At 58.4% G+C, this 18,669-nt stretch carries 21 protein-coding genes and 1 pseudogene; 15 read left to right on the forward strand and 7 right to left on the reverse strand.

All coding sequences use genetic code 11. The annotated features are described in order from the left end of the window. Window positions 1-3: 3 nt before the first annotated feature. The 4 genes from P3G59_RS08510 to P3G59_RS08525 all read left to right on the forward strand — a co-directional run bounded on the left by P3G59_RS08510 (window position 4) and on the right by P3G59_RS08525 (window position 3,782). A complete protein-coding gene (locus P3G59_RS08510) occupies window positions 4-963 on the forward strand; it encodes a CheW domain-containing protein (RefSeq protein ID WP_277761210.1) in 960 nt (319 codons plus the stop codon). A gap of 73 nt (window positions 964-1,036) precedes the next feature. Next, window positions 1,037-1,522 (forward strand): chemotaxis protein CheW, encoded by a 486-nt coding sequence (locus tag P3G59_RS08515; RefSeq protein ID WP_108226832.1) that lies wholly within the window; start codon window positions 1,037-1,039, stop codon window positions 1,520-1,522. Continuing rightward, complete coding sequence (locus P3G59_RS08520) at window positions 1,523-1,918, forward strand: DUF2802 domain-containing protein (protein WP_277761211.1); 396 nt, start codon at window positions 1,523-1,525, stop codon at window positions 1,916-1,918. Window positions 1,919-2,135: 217 nt separating this feature from the next. Then, complete coding sequence (locus P3G59_RS08525; RefSeq protein ID WP_277761212.1) at window positions 2,136-3,782, forward strand: hypothetical protein; 1,647 nt, start codon at window positions 2,136-2,138, stop codon at window positions 3,780-3,782. 83 nt (window positions 3,783-3,865) lie between these two features. On the opposite strand, the gene P3G59_RS08530 is transcribed toward P3G59_RS08525, so the two are convergent. The 4 genes from P3G59_RS08530 to P3G59_RS08545 all read right to left on the reverse strand — a co-directional run bounded on the left by P3G59_RS08530 (window position 3,866) and on the right by P3G59_RS08545 (window position 8,397). Further along, window positions 3,866-4,513 (reverse strand): hypothetical protein, encoded by a 648-nt coding sequence (locus tag P3G59_RS08530; RefSeq protein ID WP_277761213.1) that lies wholly within the window; start codon window positions 4,511-4,513, stop codon window positions 3,866-3,868. 52 nt (window positions 4,514-4,565) lie between these two features. Further along, window positions 4,566-6,290 (reverse strand): hypothetical protein, encoded by a 1,725-nt coding sequence (locus P3G59_RS08535; protein ID WP_277761215.1) that lies wholly within the window; start codon window positions 6,288-6,290, stop codon window positions 4,566-4,568. A 206-nt stretch (window positions 6,291-6,496) separates the two neighbouring features. Continuing rightward, entirely contained in the window at window positions 6,497-6,826 is a 330-nt protein-coding gene (locus P3G59_RS08540; protein WP_095050198.1) for an EscU/YscU/HrcU family type III secretion system export apparatus switch protein, read from the reverse strand. Beyond that, on the reverse strand, window positions 6,823-8,397 hold the full coding sequence (locus tag P3G59_RS08545) for a flagellar hook-length control protein FliK (RefSeq protein ID WP_277761218.1): 1,575 nt from the start codon (window positions 8,395-8,397) through the stop codon (window positions 6,823-6,825). Before P3G59_RS08545 ends, P3G59_RS08540 begins: the two co-directional genes overlap by 4 nt. Window positions 8,398-8,594: 197 nt before the next feature. Between P3G59_RS08545 and ccmA the strand changes: the two genes are divergently transcribed. The 10 genes from ccmA to P3G59_RS08595 all read left to right on the forward strand — a co-directional run bounded on the left by ccmA (window position 8,595) and on the right by P3G59_RS08595 (window position 15,975). After that, on the forward strand, window positions 8,595-9,230 hold the full coding sequence (gene ccmA / locus P3G59_RS08550) for a cytochrome c biogenesis heme-transporting ATPase CcmA (protein WP_034151524.1): 636 nt from the start codon (window positions 8,595-8,597) through the stop codon (window positions 9,228-9,230). Beyond that, a complete protein-coding gene (gene ccmB, locus P3G59_RS08555) occupies window positions 9,227-9,895 on the forward strand; it encodes a heme exporter protein CcmB (RefSeq protein ID WP_008083427.1) in 669 nt (222 codons plus the stop codon). Before ccmA ends, ccmB begins: the two co-directional genes overlap by 4 nt. A 78-nt stretch (window positions 9,896-9,973) precedes the next feature. Next, complete coding sequence (locus P3G59_RS08560; protein WP_123452759.1) at window positions 9,974-10,729, forward strand: heme ABC transporter permease; 756 nt, start codon at window positions 9,974-9,976, stop codon at window positions 10,727-10,729. Then, window positions 10,726-10,902: a heme exporter protein CcmD gene (ccmD, locus tag P3G59_RS08565; RefSeq protein WP_003222944.1), complete on the forward strand. Its 177-nt coding sequence runs from the start codon at window positions 10,726-10,728 to the stop codon at window positions 10,900-10,902. The genes P3G59_RS08560 and ccmD overlap by 4 nt, the downstream gene beginning before the upstream one ends. After that, window positions 10,899-11,354 carry a cytochrome c maturation protein CcmE gene (gene ccmE, locus P3G59_RS08570; protein WP_277761219.1) on the forward strand — a complete coding sequence of 152 codons (456 nt, stop codon included), beginning with the start codon at window positions 10,899-10,901 and terminating at the stop codon, window positions 11,352-11,354. Before ccmD ends, ccmE begins: the two co-directional genes overlap by 4 nt. A 3-nt stretch (window positions 11,355-11,357) precedes the next feature. Beyond that, window positions 11,358-13,346 (forward strand): heme lyase CcmF/NrfE family subunit, encoded by a 1,989-nt coding sequence (locus P3G59_RS08575; protein WP_277761220.1) that lies wholly within the window; start codon window positions 11,358-11,360, stop codon window positions 13,344-13,346. Continuing rightward, a complete protein-coding gene (locus P3G59_RS08580; RefSeq protein WP_016987490.1) occupies window positions 13,343-13,879 on the forward strand; it encodes a DsbE family thiol:disulfide interchange protein in 537 nt (178 codons plus the stop codon). The genes P3G59_RS08575 and P3G59_RS08580 overlap by 4 nt, the downstream gene beginning before the upstream one ends. Beyond that, window positions 13,876-14,346 (forward strand): cytochrome c-type biogenesis protein, encoded by a 471-nt coding sequence (locus tag P3G59_RS08585; protein WP_277761221.1) that lies wholly within the window; start codon window positions 13,876-13,878, stop codon window positions 14,344-14,346. The genes P3G59_RS08580 and P3G59_RS08585 overlap by 4 nt, the downstream gene beginning before the upstream one ends. Next, window positions 14,343-15,545, forward strand: a complete 1,203-nt coding sequence (ccmI, locus tag P3G59_RS08590; RefSeq protein WP_277761222.1) for a c-type cytochrome biogenesis protein CcmI — start codon at window positions 14,343-14,345, stop codon at window positions 15,543-15,545. Before P3G59_RS08585 ends, ccmI begins: the two co-directional genes overlap by 4 nt. Before the next feature lie 25 nt (window positions 15,546-15,570). Continuing rightward, the gene (locus tag P3G59_RS08595; RefSeq protein WP_158830025.1) at window positions 15,571-15,975 is read left to right on the forward strand and encodes a hypothetical protein; all 405 of its coding nucleotides are present in this window, start codon (window positions 15,571-15,573) and stop codon (window positions 15,973-15,975) included. A 57-nt stretch (window positions 15,976-16,032) separates the two neighbouring features. Here the strand turns inward: P3G59_RS08595 and P3G59_RS08600 are convergent, their stop codons facing one another. Beyond that, window positions 16,033-16,608: a PIN domain-containing protein gene (locus tag P3G59_RS08600; protein WP_277761223.1), complete on the reverse strand. Its 576-nt coding sequence runs from the start codon at window positions 16,606-16,608 to the stop codon at window positions 16,033-16,035. Beyond that, window positions 16,605-17,072: a helix-turn-helix domain-containing protein gene (locus tag P3G59_RS08605; protein ID WP_277761224.1), complete on the reverse strand. Its 468-nt coding sequence runs from the start codon at window positions 17,070-17,072 to the stop codon at window positions 16,605-16,607. Before P3G59_RS08605 ends, P3G59_RS08600 begins: the two co-directional genes overlap by 4 nt. Before the next feature lie 174 nt (window positions 17,073-17,246). Between P3G59_RS08605 and P3G59_RS08610 the strand changes: the two are divergent. Beyond that, a pseudogene (locus P3G59_RS08610) lies at window positions 17,247-17,354 on the forward strand (type II toxin-antitoxin system HicB family antitoxin); the annotation flags it as partial. A 68-nt stretch (window positions 17,355-17,422) separates the two neighbouring features. Here the strand turns inward: P3G59_RS08610 and P3G59_RS08615 are convergent. Then, entirely contained in the window at window positions 17,423-18,610 is a 1,188-nt protein-coding gene (locus tag P3G59_RS08615) for an MFS transporter (RefSeq protein WP_277761225.1), read from the reverse strand. Window positions 18,611-18,669 lie beyond the last annotated feature (59 nt).

Raw genomic sequence — 18,669 nt, forward strand, 5'->3', positions numbered from 1 at the left:
CGCATGAATCGGCCGGTTAAGTTGACGTCGAAGCCGCAACTGGCGCTGCAGTCTTATCTGGATGGCTTGCTGCAGGAGATTCCTGAAGAGCTGCCGCCGGTGATCGAGGCGCAGCCTGACGTTGTGGACAACAGCGAAGCGCTGGACGAGTTCCAGGCGGCGGTATTGGAGGAGCAGGCGCGTGACGCACAGAAAGCGGCCAGGCCTGCTGCGCCAGTTGTCGCGCCTGCCGTTGCACCTGCAGCCAAGGCACCGGTGGCACTGATCGAAGCAGCCGAACCGGTTCGCGCGTCGGTTTCGACACTGGCACCGCTGCTGCAAACCCAATTGCTGAAAACCGCGCCGGAACCGGCGGTGGCTGCACCGGCTCCAGCAGCCGCTGCGCCTGCACCCGTCGAGCAGACGTTGGTGCCGCCGCTGGTGGAAGTGCATCTGCCGCCGAATAACACGCCGCCGCCGGTGGAAACCGATGGCCGCCCGGCCTGGGCTTCGGAAGCGTTCGAATGCCTGTTGTTCGACGTCGCCGGCCTGACGCTGGCCGTGCCGCTGGTGTGCCTCGGCTCGATCTATTCGCTGGCCGGCCACGAGCTGACGCCGCTGTTCGGTCAGCCGGAATGGTTCCTCGGGATTTTGCCGAGCCAGGCCGGCAACCTGAAAGTGTTGGACACCGCGCGCTGGGTCATGCCGGATCGCTATCGCGATGACTTCCGTCAGGGCTTGCAGTACGTGATTTCGGTACAAGGATACGAGTGGGGCCTGGCGGTGCATCAGGTCAGTCGTTCGTTGCGTCTTGATCCGAATGAAATCAAATGGAGAAGTCACCGGGGTCAGCGGCCATGGCTCGCCGGCACCGTGATTGAACACATGTGCGCCTTGCTCGATGTTTCCGCACTGGCCGAGTTGATCGCCAGCGGCGGGGCAAGGCACATGTCCGGCAGTAAGCCGAGCCACAAACCGACATAACAGACACTACCGGCATCGATATGCCGGAAAACGAAACATAAACCGCCAGGGCGGTACTTCGAGGGGCTAGGGTATGAACGACAAGGCGACGGCGGCAAAGGGTTCTGAAGATCCGATCCTGCAATGGGTGACCTTCAAGCTGGACAACGAAACCTATGGCATCAACGTGATGCGCGTGCAGGAAGTGCTGCGCTACACCGAGATCGCTCCAGTGCCGGGTGCGCCTAGCTACGTGCTGGGCATCATCAACCTGCGCGGTAACGTGGTCACCGTGATCGACACCCGTCAGCGCTTCGGCCTGAACAGCGGCGAGATCAGCGACAACACCCGTATCGTCATCATCGAAGCCGACAAGCAAGTCGTCGGCATCATGGTCGACAGCGTGGCCGAAGTGGTTTACCTGCGTCAGTCGGAAATCGAGACGGCGCCGAACGTCGGCAACGAAGAGTCGGCCAAGTTCATCCAGGGCGTGTGCAACAAGAACAACGAGTTGCTGATCCTGGTCGAGCTGGACAAGATGATGAGCGAAGAAGAATGGTCGGATCTGGAGAACATCTGATTGATTCTCGAAGTCGCGGTCATTGTCCTGTTCCTCTTCTGGGCAGGCACGCTGGCAATGTTTGTGTCGTACATCAAGGCGCAAAAAGTAATCGCTGCGCAACAGGCTCAGGGCGATGCGCTGCGTGATCAGCGCATCAAGGAACTGGCCAAGCGTGTCGACGATTACCAGAACGGCAACGTGCGCATGGGCGACGCCCTGCACGAGTTGCGCGCGGTAGTCGGTCCGTTGCCGGACAAGATTGTTGCGCTGGAACAGCGCGACCCGTCGAGCCTGTCATTCGCCCAAGCGGCGAAACTGGTGGGCATGGGCGCCAGCGTCGATGAACTGACTCAGTCCTGTGGGTTGACCCAGGCTGAGGCGGAGTTGATGCGCAAGTTGCACAAAAGCAGCTAGGAGCTTCGAGCTTTCAGCGGCAAGCAAGATCAAAAGATCGCAGCCTTCGGCAGCGCCTGCATCGGGATTCGCATTTCCCCGTAGGAGCTGCTGAAGGGTGCGATCTTTTTATTTCGGTATAAAAGACCGCTGGTCGGGACTGTCAGATCTGACAGTAGATAACGATCTTCGATGCTCAACATACTCAAGATGAAATCAACTTCATCAGGGTATGGATATGAAACTCTTACTGTTCTTGACTTTAGTTTTTTCCGCTGCTGTTAATGCCATGTCTGGTCCGGCGCTAGTAGTGGACCTGAATGCAAAATATCAAAGCAATGTCGCGCAGTGTGCAAATGGAACTCCCGCCTATTATTGTTCTGGCGTTCTTTTGCGAGCGGTGGACTACAGTACCTTCTTCAAATTTTGGGATTATGGTTCGCAGGCGACAAAACTTGGCTCCGTTGCATTCACTTATATTCGTTCGGATGTGGGTAGTACTGCACTTAACGGAAACAGAAAAAGCGGTTTTATCTTGAAAGACCAGACTTCGGCATTGGCGGTGGGTAAGGCCGTGAGTTTGCGTTGTATTTTCCCTTTTCCGACCGAATCACTCAATGAACGGGCAGATCACGGTTGTGGGTTTGCACCGAAAGTGGCGCAAGCGGATCCCGATCTTGCCAATTGTGCCAAGTTATGGGGCTCGCCCGTTACGGCTGCTGCATGGTTGAAGAATTTCAAAGAACATGATTCTTTGCCAAAAAACCAATGTTCGTTAAGTACGGTTGTCGCTGCGCAATTCAAGGCCAGTCTGGAAGCACACAAACTCGTGGATACAACGTGGACGGCCAAACCCACTGAGGTTCTGGTTGAAACCTGGGATGAACGCAAGCCTGAAAAGCTACCCGTGGAGGCGGTGTTTTACGACGCATTGACGCCCGCCAAGTTGGTGGATGCTCAGAAGTTTCAGCGTGAGTATTATCTTGAGACTTCTTTGTATGTGCCTATTGTAAAAATCAATATGGCCGCAGCCAACAAGCAAATATTCAGTTTTGATGCGAAAGATCAAAGGTTTGGGCAGTTAGTCGCTGAGAGACTGAATAGTAGATATAACAATGTTTCAAACAACTGTAGCGGAAAGCCCGCGTATTATTGCAGTGGTGTGATAGTGCGTACTACCGGGGCCAAGCCGTCTTACCATTCCTGGAATCCAAGCCCTACGGCAATCAACAAGAAAGGCGTTCCTTTCTCGTACTTGCGTAAGGATTTGGGTATCACAACCTTGGCTTGGGGAGATCTACACGGATTCATTTTCAAGGACTTCGCCACTGCAGAGCGACTGGAAACCTATCCGATCAGCCTACTGTGCTCGTTTCCTACGGATGCGGCGAGTTGGTACCGCGCAGGCACTGGTGGTTGTGGAGCGCACAGTTCCTATCCGACCAATAGCCATTCCTGCCCGGAAGAAGGCGTGAACACTCTGGAGAAGTGGAAGACACATTATCGAGCGGTGGCGGGTTCTGGATATTTTTCAAACAGAAACAGACATCAATGTGGATTCACTTCAAGTGTTGAACAGTTTGCCATCAGTCTTGATGCGCGAGCGCATTTTGAGCCGCCAGCGGGGGAGCGTTCGCATCACAACGAAATAATTCTGTCTCTTTGGCCGCAAGATATTCCAAAGCAACTACCGCTGTATGCTTTTTTCTATCTGCAGCATCAGGGCGGTGGTGCTGGCGTGACCGGCGCGAAATACATTCAACAGGATTATTTCAACATCACCGGTGATGTGTTGCCTGTTATCAGGGTCGACCTCTCGCCAGGAGCCGCGGCAGTCTTCAGTTTTCACGAAGGAGATCAGGCCGCGACGTTAACAGGTCGTTGAACGTGATGTATCGGCTCAGCTAAAGAAAAGTAAAGGCATAAGGTGTGGTTTGTCTGCACCTTATGCCTTTTTTGCGGAAGTATTCAAAGACTGACGCGCAATACACGAGAAAACATCAGATTGTCATTCGAGCCGGATCGGTGAACGCTGTAGTTTATCAATACTGTTTCTCCTGCGTTCTCCTTTATCCAGCCTGGTGGAATGCTGAATGCCATCGAGGAACTGTTTTGAATCGGCTGGCTTTCAGTATCCCGGACCACCACGCCATGCCACCTTACTCTTACGGTATAACCGGAAGTCATGTTCAAGAACTTGACTGTCACATTTTTTCTGTCACCCGATAGTCGCGGTTCGCTGAGGTCAAACATTTGTTGATCTACATTCAGTGAGAGCGATTTGGAAATGAGCAGCGGCGTGCCAGGACTCAAGCGGACGCTGTAGTTGACAGTGACAAGGCTGCCAATGGAGTCGATCACTTCAAGTCGAGGAATTCTGAAGTTGAGAGGCCCGGGGGTGCCAACGATTAACGTCTCGGTGTCATATTTATAGCGACCATTTGTCCAGCGCGCCGTCACGGCTTGTCCGCCGAGCATGCCGACGTAGTGTGGCACCTGTACATTGATATGTGTGCTGTCATAAACGTCGTTGAAGTTCAGACGATTACCGTCAGCACCGTAGGCCTCCAGAACTTTGGGGGCAGTAAGGTTTAATACATTTAATTCAGTGCTCATCTCTTTAACTCCTTTTGGGGAAATCAAGTGCGCGGCCGGTTACCCGTACTGCTTACAGCTCGATTCTCAATACCTGAGAGAACTGGCTTTGCTCATCGATACCGGTCCGATTGACGCTGTAGTTGATCAATACGGTTTTTCCTTTGTTTTCTGATACCCAGCCCGCAGGGATAGAAAATTCTGCGGTGACCCCTGTTTTCATATCCTGCCATTGCGTCCTGCGGGTGATGATTCCGCCGAAACGGACGCGCGCCTGATATCCGTTGGCCATTGCCGGATATCGCACCGTCACTGTGGTTAGGTCGGGGGTAAGCCTTGGAGGGGGCAACACGAATTCTTGAGCGTCCACAGCCAGATTTAATGGAACAGATCGGTGCAACGGGCCGTTCGGGTAGGTACGTACCGTGAAACTGACGGGAACGGTACTGCCGATGGAATCCACAACTTCCATGCGTGGAACGTTCAGGTCCATTGCGCCAACGCTCGTCACCGTGGTGATTGCGCTGTCGTAGACATGCCGCGCGGACGCGTAACGGAGGCGGATGGTTTGCCCTATCGCCATTCCTACATATTGTTCAATACGAGCGGTTATGTGCCTGGCGGTGTAAATATCGGACATTTTCAGGCGATCGCCTTGGGTCCCGTAGGCTTCCAGGATTTTTGGCGACTTCAAGATGATCGTGGTTTTAACTGTGAAGGTTTTAGCCTCGGATTCAGGCTTTGCCTCTCCTCGAACCACTCGCACAGTGACACTGACCGAGTGTTGGTCGCTTTCGTTGGCCCAACTTGACGGTACCTGGAACTCCAGCGCTCCACTTCCTGAGTAAGTCTTGGCTGTTGTCTCGCGCTCTATTCGCCCTTGCCAATGAACGCGTACGCTATCGCCGGCCAACAGACCAATACCTGATGCGACGACCTGAATGTTGGAAACGTAAGCAGGGTCCAGCACCCCGCCTTGTTCGCCTGTCACCGTTGGGGCAGGTATGCGATTCACGTTTACCTTGACTTCAGTGGGAATTGCCCAAGGGGCATAAGCGTGTGGACGGTTTCCACAGCGATCGATCACTTGGAAGGTAATCGAATGTTTGCCATCGCCCGCACGCTTGATCAGGTCTTCGTCGAACCTGATCAAAATCGGATGGTTTTGCGGGTCGCTTATTTGCTCTGGGGTGACGGGATAAAACGTCACCTGTTCTTCATCACCCCATCGCGCGACGATGCGGTCGAATGGCGTGATGTTCAGATAGGGCTCGATACGCATGACAATCCCTTGTCTGGCCATCTCGCTATCAACGCCATCCTTGATATCCGGCGTGAAGCTATAAAGCAGACGGGGATGACCTTGTGGCTCGGGCTTGTCGAGCACGCCGCCCGGCAGCGTACGTTTAACCAAAATGTTGAGCTTGGACGAGTCTGCTTCATTGCCGCTGGAACGGATAACACGATAAAAAACCGGAAACGCGCTTCCATCCAGTATCTGGCCTGCCGGTACATGGAAAAGGAGGGGGGCTTTAAGTTTTTCCGGGGTGTCGATGATTTCCGTCAGTACGGGAGTCACGCCGTCGTCCCAGAAGAGCTGGCACTTTTGGCCTATTGCGTTATCGAGCCACGGATCAACGCTGACGAGCAGATCGGCATTCAGGGGGGCGGCACCAATGCCACCGTGGTAACCCTCACCACCACCAATCGGTGAAATCCATGCGGGAATATGTGGGGCTCCGAGGGCCAGCGCATTGCTGTCCGTGGAGTTCTCATCGGTCTCGGGGGGCAAAGTCATCGGAGTGCTCCTGTCAGGGCAGCGCCGAGAACTATTCCATCGGAGCTGTCACTTCATCAGGCGACAACAGCGACTTTTCGCGCAACTGTCAGATCTGACAGTTGCGATAAACGGTAAATAATGAAGGGGAGTTTTCAGTCAGCTAAGGTGATTAACGGATCTGAAGTTTCAAAGGGTAAGCGATAAAAGATTGCTGCCTGCAAGGCCTAATAATCATCCCCACGTTCGGTAACGTCCTTCTCGACCATCGGCGCATTGGGATCCTGCCCCTCGGGGAATTTTCCCTTCAGATTCCACGCAAACGCGATGATCTCCGCGATCGTGCGATACAGCTCTTCGGGAATGCTGTCGCCCAGTTCCATGCGCGCCAATAAGCGCACCAACTCGGCGTTCTCGTAGATGGGCACTTCGCAATCGCGAGCGATGCGCAGGATTTCTTCGGCCAGTTCGTCATCACCTTTGGCGGTGAGGGTCGGCGCGTGGTTGCCGTCGTATTTGAGGGCGATGGCCTGGCGTGGGGCAGTGGAATCGTTCATGCGGTTTCGTCGACCCAGCGGTGTTCGAGGCGGGTTTGGTTGCCTTGCGGCGGCGTGCCGTGGTGGCAGTCGATGTCGCCGACGTTCAGCCCGCGATCGAGCAGGCGCTGGCGCAGGGCGAACAGGTTGTTTTCGATCAGGTCGGCGGTGTACGGCCGTTCGGCCCACAGTTGGCCGGACAGGCTGCCGGCGATCAACTGCGCCTGAATCTGCATCGGCCCGAGCGGTTCCATGTCGAGCGCCAGATCGACGCGCCACAGTTGTTGCCTGGGTTCGCGCTCGTCACGACGTTCGTTCGGCTGCGGTTCTCGCTCCGGCGCTTCTTCACGCTGGAACTTGACCTGCAGTGGCACGATGTCTTGCAGGTTGCGCATGGGGATTTCCAGCTGCCAGGTGCTGAGCAGGCGCCCATCGTCGGTGACGCCGGTCTGTTCCAGGCTCGACAGTTGATGGCTTTGCAGGCGCGAAACAGCGGCAGCGGCGAGGCGCAGCAACTGTTCCAGATCGCCTTCGCCGTCCAGGCTTTGCAGCAAGCGCTCGGGCAGCGGGAAGCTGCTCGGCAGCGGTTTGGCGCTGACCTGCCCAAGCATGCCGAGGGCATTACGCACGAAGCTCGGCAGCGCCTGTGCCAAGGTGTTGGCGGCGATGATCGCGTTGAAATTGGTGCTGCTCGGCAGGCCCGGGGTCAGTTGTGCGATCAGCTTGAGCAGATCGGCTTTCATGTCCGGGGCCAGCGTCGGGGTTTGTCCGGTCAACAGTTTGGCTTCGAGGAACGCGCCGCTGTTGGCCAGGGCCAGCGCCACGCCTTTGGCGGTGCTCAGTTGTTGCACGTCCGGAAGGCTGGCGAGCAGTTTGTCGACCACGGCGCGCAAATCCGCAGAGGTTTGATCGGTGGCGGGTGGCAGGTTTTGCAGCGCGTTCAACAACCCGCTCAGCGACGCCTGACGACTTTGCTGGCCGAGCAGTTGCTGGCTGACGGCCAGTTGTTCCTGGCGGCTGCTCATTGGCAGGAATTTCAGGGTTTGTGAGTCTTCCACCAACGCCGAGAGCAAAGTGCCAATGCGCAGCGGCTGCGGGCTATCGATGGTCAGTGTGCTGCCGCTCTGCGCGGTATTGAGCAGCGTGACCAGCGAACGGAATACCGCGGCTTGCCCCGGCGTCTGCGGCAGCGCCTGCGAGGTCAGCACTTTGCCTTGCAGCAGGGTGCCGACCGGCAGTTGTGCGGTGTCGATGCGGGTGAGGGCGGCGACGCTGCTGGCAATCGCCTGCTGCACGGTAATCGCCAGATTGCCCGCCGACGGCTGAGTGATCGCCAGGCTGGTGCCTTGGGGCAACGGCAAATTGCTGGTCGCCTGCACGGTGGTCTGGCGGCCGCTGTCGAGCGTCACTTTGAGCAACAGTTGAAAGGTCTGGTCCGCCTGCTTGAGCGATAACACCTCGGCCTTGGCACTTTGCCCGGCGCCGATCAGGCCTTCGACCGGGGTCAGCAGCTTGAGCAGCTCACCGACCTGCGGGCGAACGGTCGCCGGGGTGGTGGGCGGGAGCGGGAGGATGTTCATTTCGCCTGTCATACGCGGACACAACCTGAGGAAAATGCACTCTTGAGAGTAAGGCACGGCATGTATAATGCCGCCCGTCTTGCGCTTCGTTCAAAAAACATAGCAATTGTTTGACCTGGCTCGCTGGATCGAGCCGTCAATGCATCTATGCTGCATCTCTTTAACGGCCGCGCCAGAGCCGACTTGAACCGTATAAGGCCCGTGATCCCTTGACCAGTCCTGTCCTGCAAACCGTTGCCCTCGCGTGTGAACGTGATCTGCGGCTGCTTTTCGAAAATCTCGAATTGAGGCTGGCCAGTGGCGATATGGTGCAGATCAGTGGCCCCAACGGCAGTGGCAAAACCAGCCTGTTACGTTTGCTGTCCGGGCTGATGCAGCCGACCGCCGGGCAAGTTTTGCTCAATGGCCAGCCGCTGACCGAACAACGCAGCGAACTCGCACGCAACCTGCTGTGGATCGGCCACGCCGCCGGGATCAAGGATCTGCTGACCCCGGAAGAGAACCTGTCATGGCTCTGCGCGCTGCATCATCCCGCCGAGCGTGATGCCATCTGGCAAGCGCTGGCAGCCGTAGGATTGCGCGGTTTCGAAGATGTTCCCTGCCATAGCCTGTCCGCCGGTCAGCAACGCCGCGTGGCGCTGGCGCGTTTATATCTGGACAGTCCGCCGCTGTGGATTCTCGATGAGCCGTTCACCGCCCTCGACAAACAGGGCGTGGCGCAGCTCGAAGAACATTTGGCCGGGCACTGCGAACGCGGTGGTCTGGTGGTGTTGACCACGCACCACACGCTGAGCCGGATGCCGGCCGGTTATCGCGACATCGATTTGGGGAACTGGGCAGTATGAGTGTGTTTGGCCTGCTGGTTGCCCGTGAATCCCGACTGCTGTTTCGCCGCCCGGCGGAGCTGGCCAATCCGCTGATTTTCTTCGCCATCGTCATCGCGTTGTTCCCGCTGGCCGTCGGCCCGGAAACTCAAGTGTTGCAAAACCTGTCCCCCGGGTTAGTCTGGGTGGCGGCGCTGTTGTCGGTCCTGCTCTCGCTGGACGGGCTTTTCCGCAGTGATTTCGAAGACGGCTCCCTGGAACAGTGGGTCCTTTCGTCGCACCCGCTGCCACTTCTGGTCTTGGCCAAGGTGCTGGCACACTGGCTTTTCTCCGGTCTGGCGCTGGTTTTGCTCTCACCGTTGCTGGCGTTGATGCTCGGTTTGCCTGCCGCATGCCTGCCGGTTTTGCTGTTTTCGTTGCTGCTGGGAACACCGGTGCTGAGCCTGCTCGGCGCGGTGGGCGCGGCACTGACGGTCGGTCTGAAGCGGGGCGGCCTGTTGCTGGCGCTGCTGATTCTGCCGTTGTACATCCCGGTGTTGATCCTGGGCAGTGGCGCCTTGCAGGCGGCGTTGCAAGGCATGCCGGCGACCGGGTATCTGCTGTGGCTTGGTAGCCTGACCGCCCTGGCGATCACCCTGACACCTTTTGCAATAGCGGCTGGCCTGAAGATCAGCGTCGGCGAATAATGAGGTCTGGTTAAAATTTAACCAGCAAAGACCCTGAGACTGCTCACACCGATGAGCGGCACCCGTGATGGAAACAGTATGAACTGGACCTGGTTTCACAAGCTCGGCTCGCCCAAGTGGTTCTACGGCATCAGCAGCAAGTTCTTGCCGTGGCTGAGCATCGCAGCGTTGCTGCTGATTGGCGTCGGCGTCGTTTGGGGCCTGGCCTTCGCGCCGCCGGACTATCAGCAAGGCAACAGCTTTCGCATCATCTATATTCACGTGCCTGCCGCGATGCTCGCTCAGTCGATCTACGTGATGCTCGCGGTGTGCGGTGTGGTCGGGCTGGTGTGGAAAATGAAACTGGCCGACGTCGCCCTGCAATGCGCCGCACCGATCGGCGCGTGGATGACCGCCGTGGCGCTGGTTACCGGGGCGATCTGGGGCAAACCGACCTGGGGTTCGTGGTGGGTCTGGGACGCGCGCCTGACCTCGATGCTGATTCTGCTGTTTCTGTATTTCGGCGTGATCGCGCTGGGCAATGCCATCAGCAACCGCGACAGCGCCGCCAAGGCCTGCGCGGTGCTGGCCATCGTCGGCGTGATCAATATCCCGATCATCAAATACTCGGTGGAGTGGTGGAACACTCTGCACCAGGGCGCGACCTTCACCCTCACGGAAAAACCGGCGATGCCGGCGGAAATGTGGCTGCCGCTGTTGCTGACGGTACTGGGCTTCTACTGCTTCTTTGGCACCGTGCTGCTGTTGCGCATGCGCCTGGAAGTGCTCAAGCGCGAAGCCCGCGCCAGTTGGGTGAAAGAAGAAGTGCAGCACAGTCTGGAGGCCGCTCGATGAGTTTTGCTTCATTCGGCGACTTCCTCGCCATGGGCCATCATGGCCTGTATGTCTGGTCGGCCTACGGCATCTGTCTGGCGGTGCTGATCCTCAACGTGGTGGCGCCGATTGCGGCCCGCAAGCGCTATTTGCAACAAGAGGCGCGTCGTCTGCGCCGGGAGAACGGCAAGTGAATCCGCTGCGCAAGAAACGTCTGATCATCATTCTGGCCATTCTGGTCGGGGTCGGCGCTGCCGTCGGCCTGGCCCTCAGCGCCCTGCAGCAGAACATCAATCTGTTCTACACCCCGACCCAGATCGCCAACGGCGAAGCGCCGCAAGACACGCGCATCCGCGCCGGTGGCATGGTCGAGAAGGGTTCGCTGCAACGTTCGCCGGATTCGCTCGACGTCAAATTTATCGTTACCGACTTCAACAAATCCGTGACCATTACTTATCGCGGCATCCTCCCGGACCTGTTCCGCGAAGGGCAGGGTATCGTCGCCCTTGGCAAGCTCAATGCCAACGGCGTGGTGGTGGCCGATGAAGTGCTGGCCAAGCACGACGAGAAGTACATGCCACCGGAAGTGACCAAAGCCTTGAAAGACAGCGGTCAATCCGCACCAACGCCTGCGAAGGAGGGTTGATCGATGACGTCGACGATTTTTATTCCTGAGCTCGGTCATCTGGCGATGATTCTGGCATTGTGTTTCGCGCTGGTGCAGGCCGTGGTGCCGTTGGTTGGCGCCTGGCGCGGTGACCGTTTCTGGATGAGTCTGGCGCAGCCAGCGGCGTGGGGCCAATTTGCCTTTCTGCTGTTCGCATTCGGTATTTTGACCTACGCGTTCATGACCGATGACTTCTCCGTCGCGTATGTGGCGAACAACTCCAATACCGCGTTGCCGTGGTATTACAAATTCAGCGCGGTGTGGGGCGCCCACGAAGGTTCGTTGCTGTTGTGGGCGTTGATCCTCGGCGGCTGGACCTTTGCCGTGTCGGTGTTCTCGCGGCAGTTGCCGCAAGTCATGCTCGCTCGTGTACTGGCGGTGATGGGCATGATCAGCACCGGTTTCCTGCTGTTCCTGATCCTCACGTCCAACCCGTTCAAACGCATCCTGCCGCAAATGCCCAGCAATGGCGCTGACTTGAATCCGTTGTTGCAAGACATCGGCCTGATCGTCCATCCGCCGATGTTGTACATGGGGTACGTTGGTTTCTCGGTAGCGTTCGCCTTTGCCATCGCCGCGTTGATGGGCGGTCGTCTTGATGCGGCGTGGGCACGCTGGTCGCGTCCTTGGACCATCGTCGCCTGGGCGTTCCTCGGCATCGGTATCACCCTCGGTTCGTGGTGGGCGTATTACGAACTCGGCTGGGGCGGCTGGTGGTTCTGGGACCCGGTGGAAAACGCCTCGTTCATGCCTTGGCTGGTCGGAACCGCGCTGATCCACTCGCTGGCGGTCACGGAAAAACGTGGCGTGTTCAAGAGCTGGACGGTGCTGCTGGCGATTGCCGCGTTCTCGTTGAGCCTGCTCGGGACCTTCCTTGTGCGTTCCGGCGTGCTGACCTCGGTGCACGCGTTTGCTTCGGACCCTGAGCGCGGCGTGTTCATTCTGATCTTCCTGTTGTTCGTTGTGGGTGGCTCGCTGACGCTGTTCGCCCTGCGTGCGCCAGTGGTGAAGAGTCAGGTTGGTTTCAACCTGTGGTCGCGGGAAACCCTGTTGCTGGGCAACAACCTGGTGCTGGTCGTCGCCGCTTCGATGATCCTGCTCGGCACCCTTTACCCACTGATTCTCGATGCCCTGAGCGGCGCGAAGATGTCGGTTGGCCCGCCGTACTTCAACGCGCTGTTCATTCCGTTGATGGCGTTGCTGATGCTGGTCATGGCGGTCGGCGTGATCGTCCGTTGGAAGGACACTCCGGTGAAATGGCTGGCCGGCATGCTCACGCCAGTGCTGCTCGGCAGCGTCGCGCTGGCGGTGGTGGCCGGTGTCGCTTACGGCGATTTCAACTGGGCAGTGATCGCGACTTTCCTGCTCGCGGCGTGGGTGTTGCTTGCCGGTGTGCGTGACATCGTCGACAAGACTCGCCACAAAGGTCTGATCAAAGGCCTGCCGACGCTGACTCGCAGCTACTGGGGCATGCAGATCGCCCACCTCGGCATCGCCGTGTGCGCCTTGGGCGTGGTGTTGTCGAGCCAGAACAGTGCCGAACGCGACCTGCGTCTGGCGCCGGGCGAGTCGATGGACCTGGCCGGTTATCACTTCATCTTCGAAGGCGCCAAGCACTTCGAAGGACCGAACTTCACCTCCGATAAAGGCACCATTCGGGTGATTCGCGACGGCAAGGAAATCAGTGTGCTGCACCCGGAAAAACGTCTGTACACCGTGCAGGGTTCAATGATGACCGAAGCCGGCATCGACGCCGGTTTCACCCGTGACCTTTACGTTGCCCTCGGCGAGCCGCTGGACAACGGCGCGTGGGCGGTGCGCGTGCACGTCAAACCGTTTGTGCGCTGGATCTGGTTCGGCGGTTTGCTCACCGGCTTCGGTGGGTTGCTGGCGGCGCTGGATCGGCGTTATCGGGTCAAGGTGAAAGCCCGTGTGCGTGAAGCGCTGGGCATGACGGGAGCGGCTGCATGAGACGTTGGTTGATGCTGGTGCCACTGGCGATTTTCCTGCTGGTGGCGGTGTTTCTTTATCGCGGTCTGTACCTTGATCCTGCGGAGCTGCCGTCGGCGATGATCAACAAGCCGTTCCCGGAGTTTTCCCTGCCCAACGTGCAGGGCGACAAGAGCCTGACCAAGGCTGACATTCTCGGCAAACCGGCGCTGGTCAATGTCTGGGGCACCTGGTGCATTTCCTGCCGGGTCGAGCATCCGGTATTGAATAAGCTCGCCGAGCGCGGCGTGGTGATCTACGGCATCAACTACAAGGACACCAACGCCGATGCCTTGAAGTGGCTGGCCGAGTTCCACAATCCGTATGTGCTGGATATCCGTGACGACGAAGGCTCGCTGGGCCTGAACCTCGGCGTCTACGGCGCTCCGGAAACCTTCTTCATCGACGCCAAGGGCATCATCCGCGACAAATACGTCGGGGTGATCGACGAGCAGGTCTGGCGCGAAAAACTCGCGGCCAAGTATCAGGCGCTGGTCGACGAGGCCAAACCATGAAGCGCTTTCTGGCTACGCTGGTTTTGGGCTTGAGTCTGGTCGGTGTGGCTCATGCGGCCATCGACACCTACGAGTTTGCCAAAGAAGGTGATCGCGAGCGTTTCCGCGAGCTGACCAAGGAACTGCGCTGCCCCAAGTGCCAGAACCAGGACATCGCCGACTCCAACGCACCGATTGCCGCTGACCTGCGCAAAGAGATTTTCCGCATGCTCGGCGAGGGCAAGGACAACCAGCAGATCATCGACTTCATGGTGGATCGCTACGGTGATTTCGTCCGCTACAAACCGGCGCTCAACACCAAGACCGCACTGCTGTGGTTCGGCCCGGCCGGTCTGCTGCTCGGTGGTGTCGTGGTGATCGCAGTGATCGTCCGCCGTCGTCGCGGCCAGCGTGCCGAAACTCCGCAAGCGCTGTCCATCGAAGAGCGTCAGCGCCTCGACCAACTGTTGGATAAAAACCAAGAATGATTGATTTCTGGCTTGCCGCAGGGCTGTTGCTTCTGGTCGCCCTGAGTTTTCTGCTGATCCCGGTTTTGCGTGAGCGTCGCGCCCAGCGTGAAGAGGATCGGACTGCCCTGAACGTCGCGCTGTATCAGGAGCGTGTCGCCGAGTTGCAATCGCAACAGGCTGAAGGCGTGCTCGACGCCGCGCAAATGGACAGCGGCCGCGCCGAGGCGGCGCGTGAATTGCTGGCGGATACCGAAGGGGTTGCCGCGCCGCGTGTGTCGAAACTGGGTAAACCGTTGCCACTGTTGGCAGCAGTCTTGGTGCCGGTGTTGGGTCTGGGTCTGTATATGCACTTCGGCGCTGCCGACAAAGTCGAGCTGACCCGCGAATTTGCCCAGGCACCGCAGTCGATGGAAGAGATGACCCAGCGTCTGGAGCGCGCCGTCGCGGCGCAACCGGATTCTGCCGAAGGTCTGTATTTCCTCGGCCGGACCTACATGGCGCAAGAGCGCCCGGCGGACGCGGCGAAGATGTTTGAGCGCGCTGCCAATCTGGCCGGTCGCCAACCGGAACTGCTCGGCCAGTGGGCTCAGGCGCAGTATTTTGCTGACGGCAAAAAGTGGTCGGCGAAGATTCAGGCGCTGACTGACGAAGCACTGAAGGCGGATCCGAAAGAGGTCACCAGCCTCGGTCTGCTTGGCATCGCCGCGTTTGAGGGCGAGCGTTATCAGGAAGCCATCGATTACTGGAACCGTTTGCTGGCGCAATTGCCGCCGGACGACAATTCCCGCGCCGCGCTGCAAGGCGGGATCAAACGCGCTGCCGAACGTCTGGAAGCCAGCGGCGGTAAGGTTGCTGCGGCCCCGGTCGCCGCGAAAGCCGCGCTGTTGAAAGTCAGCGTCGATCTGGCCAGCGAACTCAGAGGCAAAGTGCAACCGGGCGACAGCGTGTTCATCTTTGCCCGCGCCACGTCCGGCCCACCGGCACCGCTGGCGGCCAAGCGCCTGACCGTGGCCGATCTGCCGGTGACCGTCGAGCTGGGTGACGCCGACGCCATGATGCCGCAGTTGAAACTGTCGAACTTTCCTGAAGTCCAACTGGTTGCGCGCATCTCACGGGCTGGTCAACCGACCACCGGTGAGTGGGTCGGTCGCAGCGGCCCGCTGGCCAGCAGCACCACCGCGCTACAGAAACTGACCATCGACAGCCCGGACAAATAACCGGACACAACAGGAAAGCACCGCCATGCACACCATCGCCCGAATCACAGTCCTCACACTGGCCCTGGGCTTGAGTGCATGTGCGGTGCAACGACCGGAACCGACCACCAACCTGCCGCCGATCCCGCCGTCACAGCCGAGCCCGACCCCGTCGACCTCACCGACACCGGGCAAAAGCATCCCCGCCAAACCGGCCAAACCGGTTCCTCGCACCTCGGCCAGCTTCGCCCCGCCACCGGGCGGCAACAGTCACTGGGACCAGAAACTCGGCGTCTACGTCCTCGACGATCAGACCAACACCTTCTACCGCCAGCGCACCTACTATCGCTGGAACAACGGCTGGAGCCGCTCGATCAGCCCTAACGGCCCGTGGGAAGACACCAACATCCACGGCGTACCGCCGGGGTTGGGCAAGCAATTCGGGCAATGAATGAAAACGGCGATCTTTGGATCGCCGTTTTGCTGTCTGTCGTTTGTGCTGAGAGCTTCAGAGAATGGCGCGATAACCTTCAAGCGCTTGGACCGACTGGGTCAATCCTTGTCTTTGCAGTAAGCGCAAAAACGACTCGACATCCATCGCTGGCGTTTTCAGTTGTTTTCGCTGCTTTTGGGCGGCAGAGACAACTGCTGCCGAATCAAGATGGAACAGGTTTTCGACGAACTCATCGGGATGCTGTGCTTCGATACCAAAAGGGGCGAGCTGCGTATCGGGAAAGTCTTTCAAGTTGAACGTCACGATGACGCCTGCGCCACAGCGAATGGCTGCCGCCAGTACATGACGGTCATCCTGATCGGGCAATGACAGTCCGTTGACCAGTTCTTCGTAGTCGCAGACGCAAGCTTCGGGGATCGCGCGGTCCATCAATTCAGACGTACGATCCAGTTGTTCCATGGTCAGGTCAGTGCGGTTCTTCAATAGATTGCGTTTCCATTCGCTGTGAATCTCCTTGCTCCATCGCGCCCGGAACCGCCCCGAGAGGGCAAGCCACATCAGGAAGTCTCTCAAAGGGGCGGGGTACAAAACACATGCATCGTATACAGCTGTGAAAGAGGAATGCCTCACTCGTATCCTGTCCTTAATGCCTGAGCCTGCTCTGCGAGTAGCGCCATCGCCTGTTCGCTGGCAGTCTCTCGCCGGGTCTTATAGTCCATCAAATCGGCAAAGCGCACACGTCGGTGCTTGCCGGTTTTGTGGTAGGAAATCTCGCCACTTTCCAGCAGTTTAATCATGTGCGGGCGTGAGACATTGAGCAGGTCAGCGGCTTCCTGAGTGGTCAGTTCGGCATGAATCGGCACGACCTTGACGGCATTGCCTTCAGCCAATGCCGCGAGAATGTCGGTGAGAAGTCGCAAGGCCGAGGTGGGCAGTTCGATGCTGTGAGCTTCGTTTTGCTCATCGAAAATCTGGATGTGCTGAGTTTCAAACTGAGTCGCGAGGTAAGCGGCCAAGGCGCGTTGGCCTTCGATGGCGGCTTTGACTTCGCGCTCTACAGGTAGGTTGATTGGTGAATGGGTAATGATCGACATGAGGGAGTTCCGACATTCTCAATAGGGATGTCAGGAAGTTATTCGAATTAAACGAAAATCGCAATAAACGAAACATGAGGCCTCAATGTTCGCTGACGAACAACCCCTGAACATACTCAACAAACGCCCGCGCCTTGGCGCTGGCCATCCTTCCCGTTGAAACACTGACCCTCGCCCGGTTATGTGATTCAGCGCATCGATCGTTATGTGCGCGAACACAACATCAAAAGCCGCTCCTCCTTTCTGGCGGATGCGGCAATGGAGAAACCGGTTCGGTATTGAGTGTTCTCGCTCCCTCAGGTCAGCGAATACCCTGTGGGAGCGAACCTGCTCGCGAAGCTTTTGACGCCTTATGCCGTCGCCAATGAACCACGCTGCGAAACACTCAAAAACCGCAACAACGCCAGCAGCGGAAACGCACTGCCGACAATCACGATCCACAACCAGCCGCCATGTTCATACACCGCACTGGCCACCGATGAGCCGAATGCGCCGCCGATAAAGATGCTGGTCATGTACAGCGCGTTCAGGCGACCGCGGCTTTTGGCGTCCAGCGAATAGACCGCGCGTTGGCCAAGCACCATGTTCATCTGTACGCAGAAGTCCAGTACCACGCCGGTCACGGCCAGGCCGATGACGCTGTAGGCCGGGTGAATGAAGGCAGGCAGGAAGCTAAGGCTGGCGAACAGCATGGCCAGCAGCGAGGCGATGCGGGTGTGACCGGCGTCGGCGAGACGGCCACTGATCGGCGCGGCGATGGCACCGATGGCGCCGACCAGGGCGAAGATGGCGATCTCGCTCTGTGACAGGCCATGGTTGCGCGCCAGTTCCAATGGCACGGCGGTCCAGAACAGGCTGAAGGTAGCGAACATGCAGCCTTGATAAAACGCGCGCTGGCGCAGTACCGGTTGCTGGCGCAGCAGCGTCCATAACGAGCCGATCAATTGACCATATGTAGCGCTGTGATCAGGCTGACGCTTGGGCACGGTCAACGCCAGCACCACGCTGATTGCCGCCATCAGTGCAGCGGCAATCATGAACATTGCGCGCCAGCCCAAATGGTCGGCCACCACACTCGACACCGGCCGCGCCAGCAGGATGCCCAGCAACAAGCCACCCATGATCCCGCCGACCACGCGGCCACGGGATTCTTCCGGCGCCAGATGCGCGGCCAGTGGAATCAGAATCTGCACCGACACCGAACTGAAACCCACCAGGAGCGAGATCAGCAGGAACACATTCGGCTGATCGGTAAACGCCGCCGCCAACAGGCTGGCAATCGCCACCACGGTGGTGATGATCATCAACCGGCGGTTCTCCAGCAGATCACCCAGCGGCACCAGAAAGAACAGGCCCAGCGCATAACCGATCTGCGTCAGCGACACGATAAAACTGGCCATGGTGTCGGAGAGACCAATGTCCGGCGCGATCAGGCCGATGATCGGCTGTGCGTAGTAGATATTGGCAACGATGGCGCCGCAGCAAAAAGCGAACAGCAGAACCATGCCCCGGGTCATTGCGTGAGTTGTGGCGGTCATAAGAATTCTCGATCCAGCGAAAGGGAGTGCAGTGAGGCTATGGGACAAACCGGCAGGGC

This window comes from Pseudomonas sp. A34-9 (assembly GCF_029543085.1).
In the GTDB taxonomy this organism is placed as follows: domain Bacteria; phylum Pseudomonadota; class Gammaproteobacteria; order Pseudomonadales; family Pseudomonadaceae; genus Aquipseudomonas.

Excerpts from the sequence above, each read along its gene's own strand:
- P3G59_RS08585 (WP_277761221.1), top strand. The coding sequence starts at position 13,876 with ATGAAGCGCTTTCTGGCTACGCTGGTTTTGGGCTTGAGTCTGGTCGGT.
- P3G59_RS08605 (WP_277761224.1), bottom strand. The coding sequence starts at position 17,072 with ATGTCGATCATTACCCATTCACCAATCAACCTACCTGTAGAGCGCGAA.
- P3G59_RS08525 (WP_277761212.1), top strand. The coding sequence starts at position 2,136 with ATGAAACTCTTACTGTTCTTGACTTTAGTTTTTTCCGCTGCTGTTAAT.
- ccmI (WP_277761222.1), top strand. The coding sequence starts at position 14,343 with ATGATTGATTTCTGGCTTGCCGCAGGGCTGTTGCTTCTGGTCGCCCTG.
- P3G59_RS08595 (WP_158830025.1), top strand. The coding sequence starts at position 15,571 with ATGCACACCATCGCCCGAATCACAGTCCTCACACTGGCCCTGGGCTTG.
- P3G59_RS08535 (WP_277761215.1), bottom strand. The coding sequence starts at position 6,290 with ATGACTTTGCCCCCCGAGACCGATGAGAACTCCACGGACAGCAATGCG.
- P3G59_RS08615 (WP_277761225.1), bottom strand. The coding sequence starts at position 18,610 with ATGACCGCCACAACTCACGCAATGACCCGGGGCATGGTTCTGCTGTTC.
- P3G59_RS08510 (WP_277761210.1), top strand. The coding sequence starts at position 4 with ATGAATCGGCCGGTTAAGTTGACGTCGAAGCCGCAACTGGCGCTGCAG.
- P3G59_RS08575 (WP_277761220.1), top strand. The coding sequence starts at position 11,358 with ATGACGTCGACGATTTTTATTCCTGAGCTCGGTCATCTGGCGATGATT.
- P3G59_RS08545 (WP_277761218.1), bottom strand. The coding sequence starts at position 8,397 with ATGACAGGCGAAATGAACATCCTCCCGCTCCCGCCCACCACCCCGGCG.
- ccmB (WP_008083427.1), top strand. The coding sequence starts at position 9,227 with ATGAGTGTGTTTGGCCTGCTGGTTGCCCGTGAATCCCGACTGCTGTTT.
- P3G59_RS08580 (WP_016987490.1), top strand. The coding sequence starts at position 13,343 with ATGAGACGTTGGTTGATGCTGGTGCCACTGGCGATTTTCCTGCTGGTG.
- ccmD (WP_003222944.1), top strand. The coding sequence starts at position 10,726 with ATGAGTTTTGCTTCATTCGGCGACTTCCTCGCCATGGGCCATCATGGC.
- P3G59_RS08560 (WP_123452759.1), top strand. The coding sequence starts at position 9,974 with ATGAACTGGACCTGGTTTCACAAGCTCGGCTCGCCCAAGTGGTTCTAC.
- P3G59_RS08540 (WP_095050198.1), bottom strand. The coding sequence starts at position 6,826 with ATGAACGATTCCACTGCCCCACGCCAGGCCATCGCCCTCAAATACGAC.
- P3G59_RS08530 (WP_277761213.1), bottom strand. The coding sequence starts at position 4,513 with ATGAGCACTGAATTAAATGTATTAAACCTTACTGCCCCCAAAGTTCTG.
- P3G59_RS08515 (WP_108226832.1), top strand. The coding sequence starts at position 1,037 with ATGAACGACAAGGCGACGGCGGCAAAGGGTTCTGAAGATCCGATCCTG.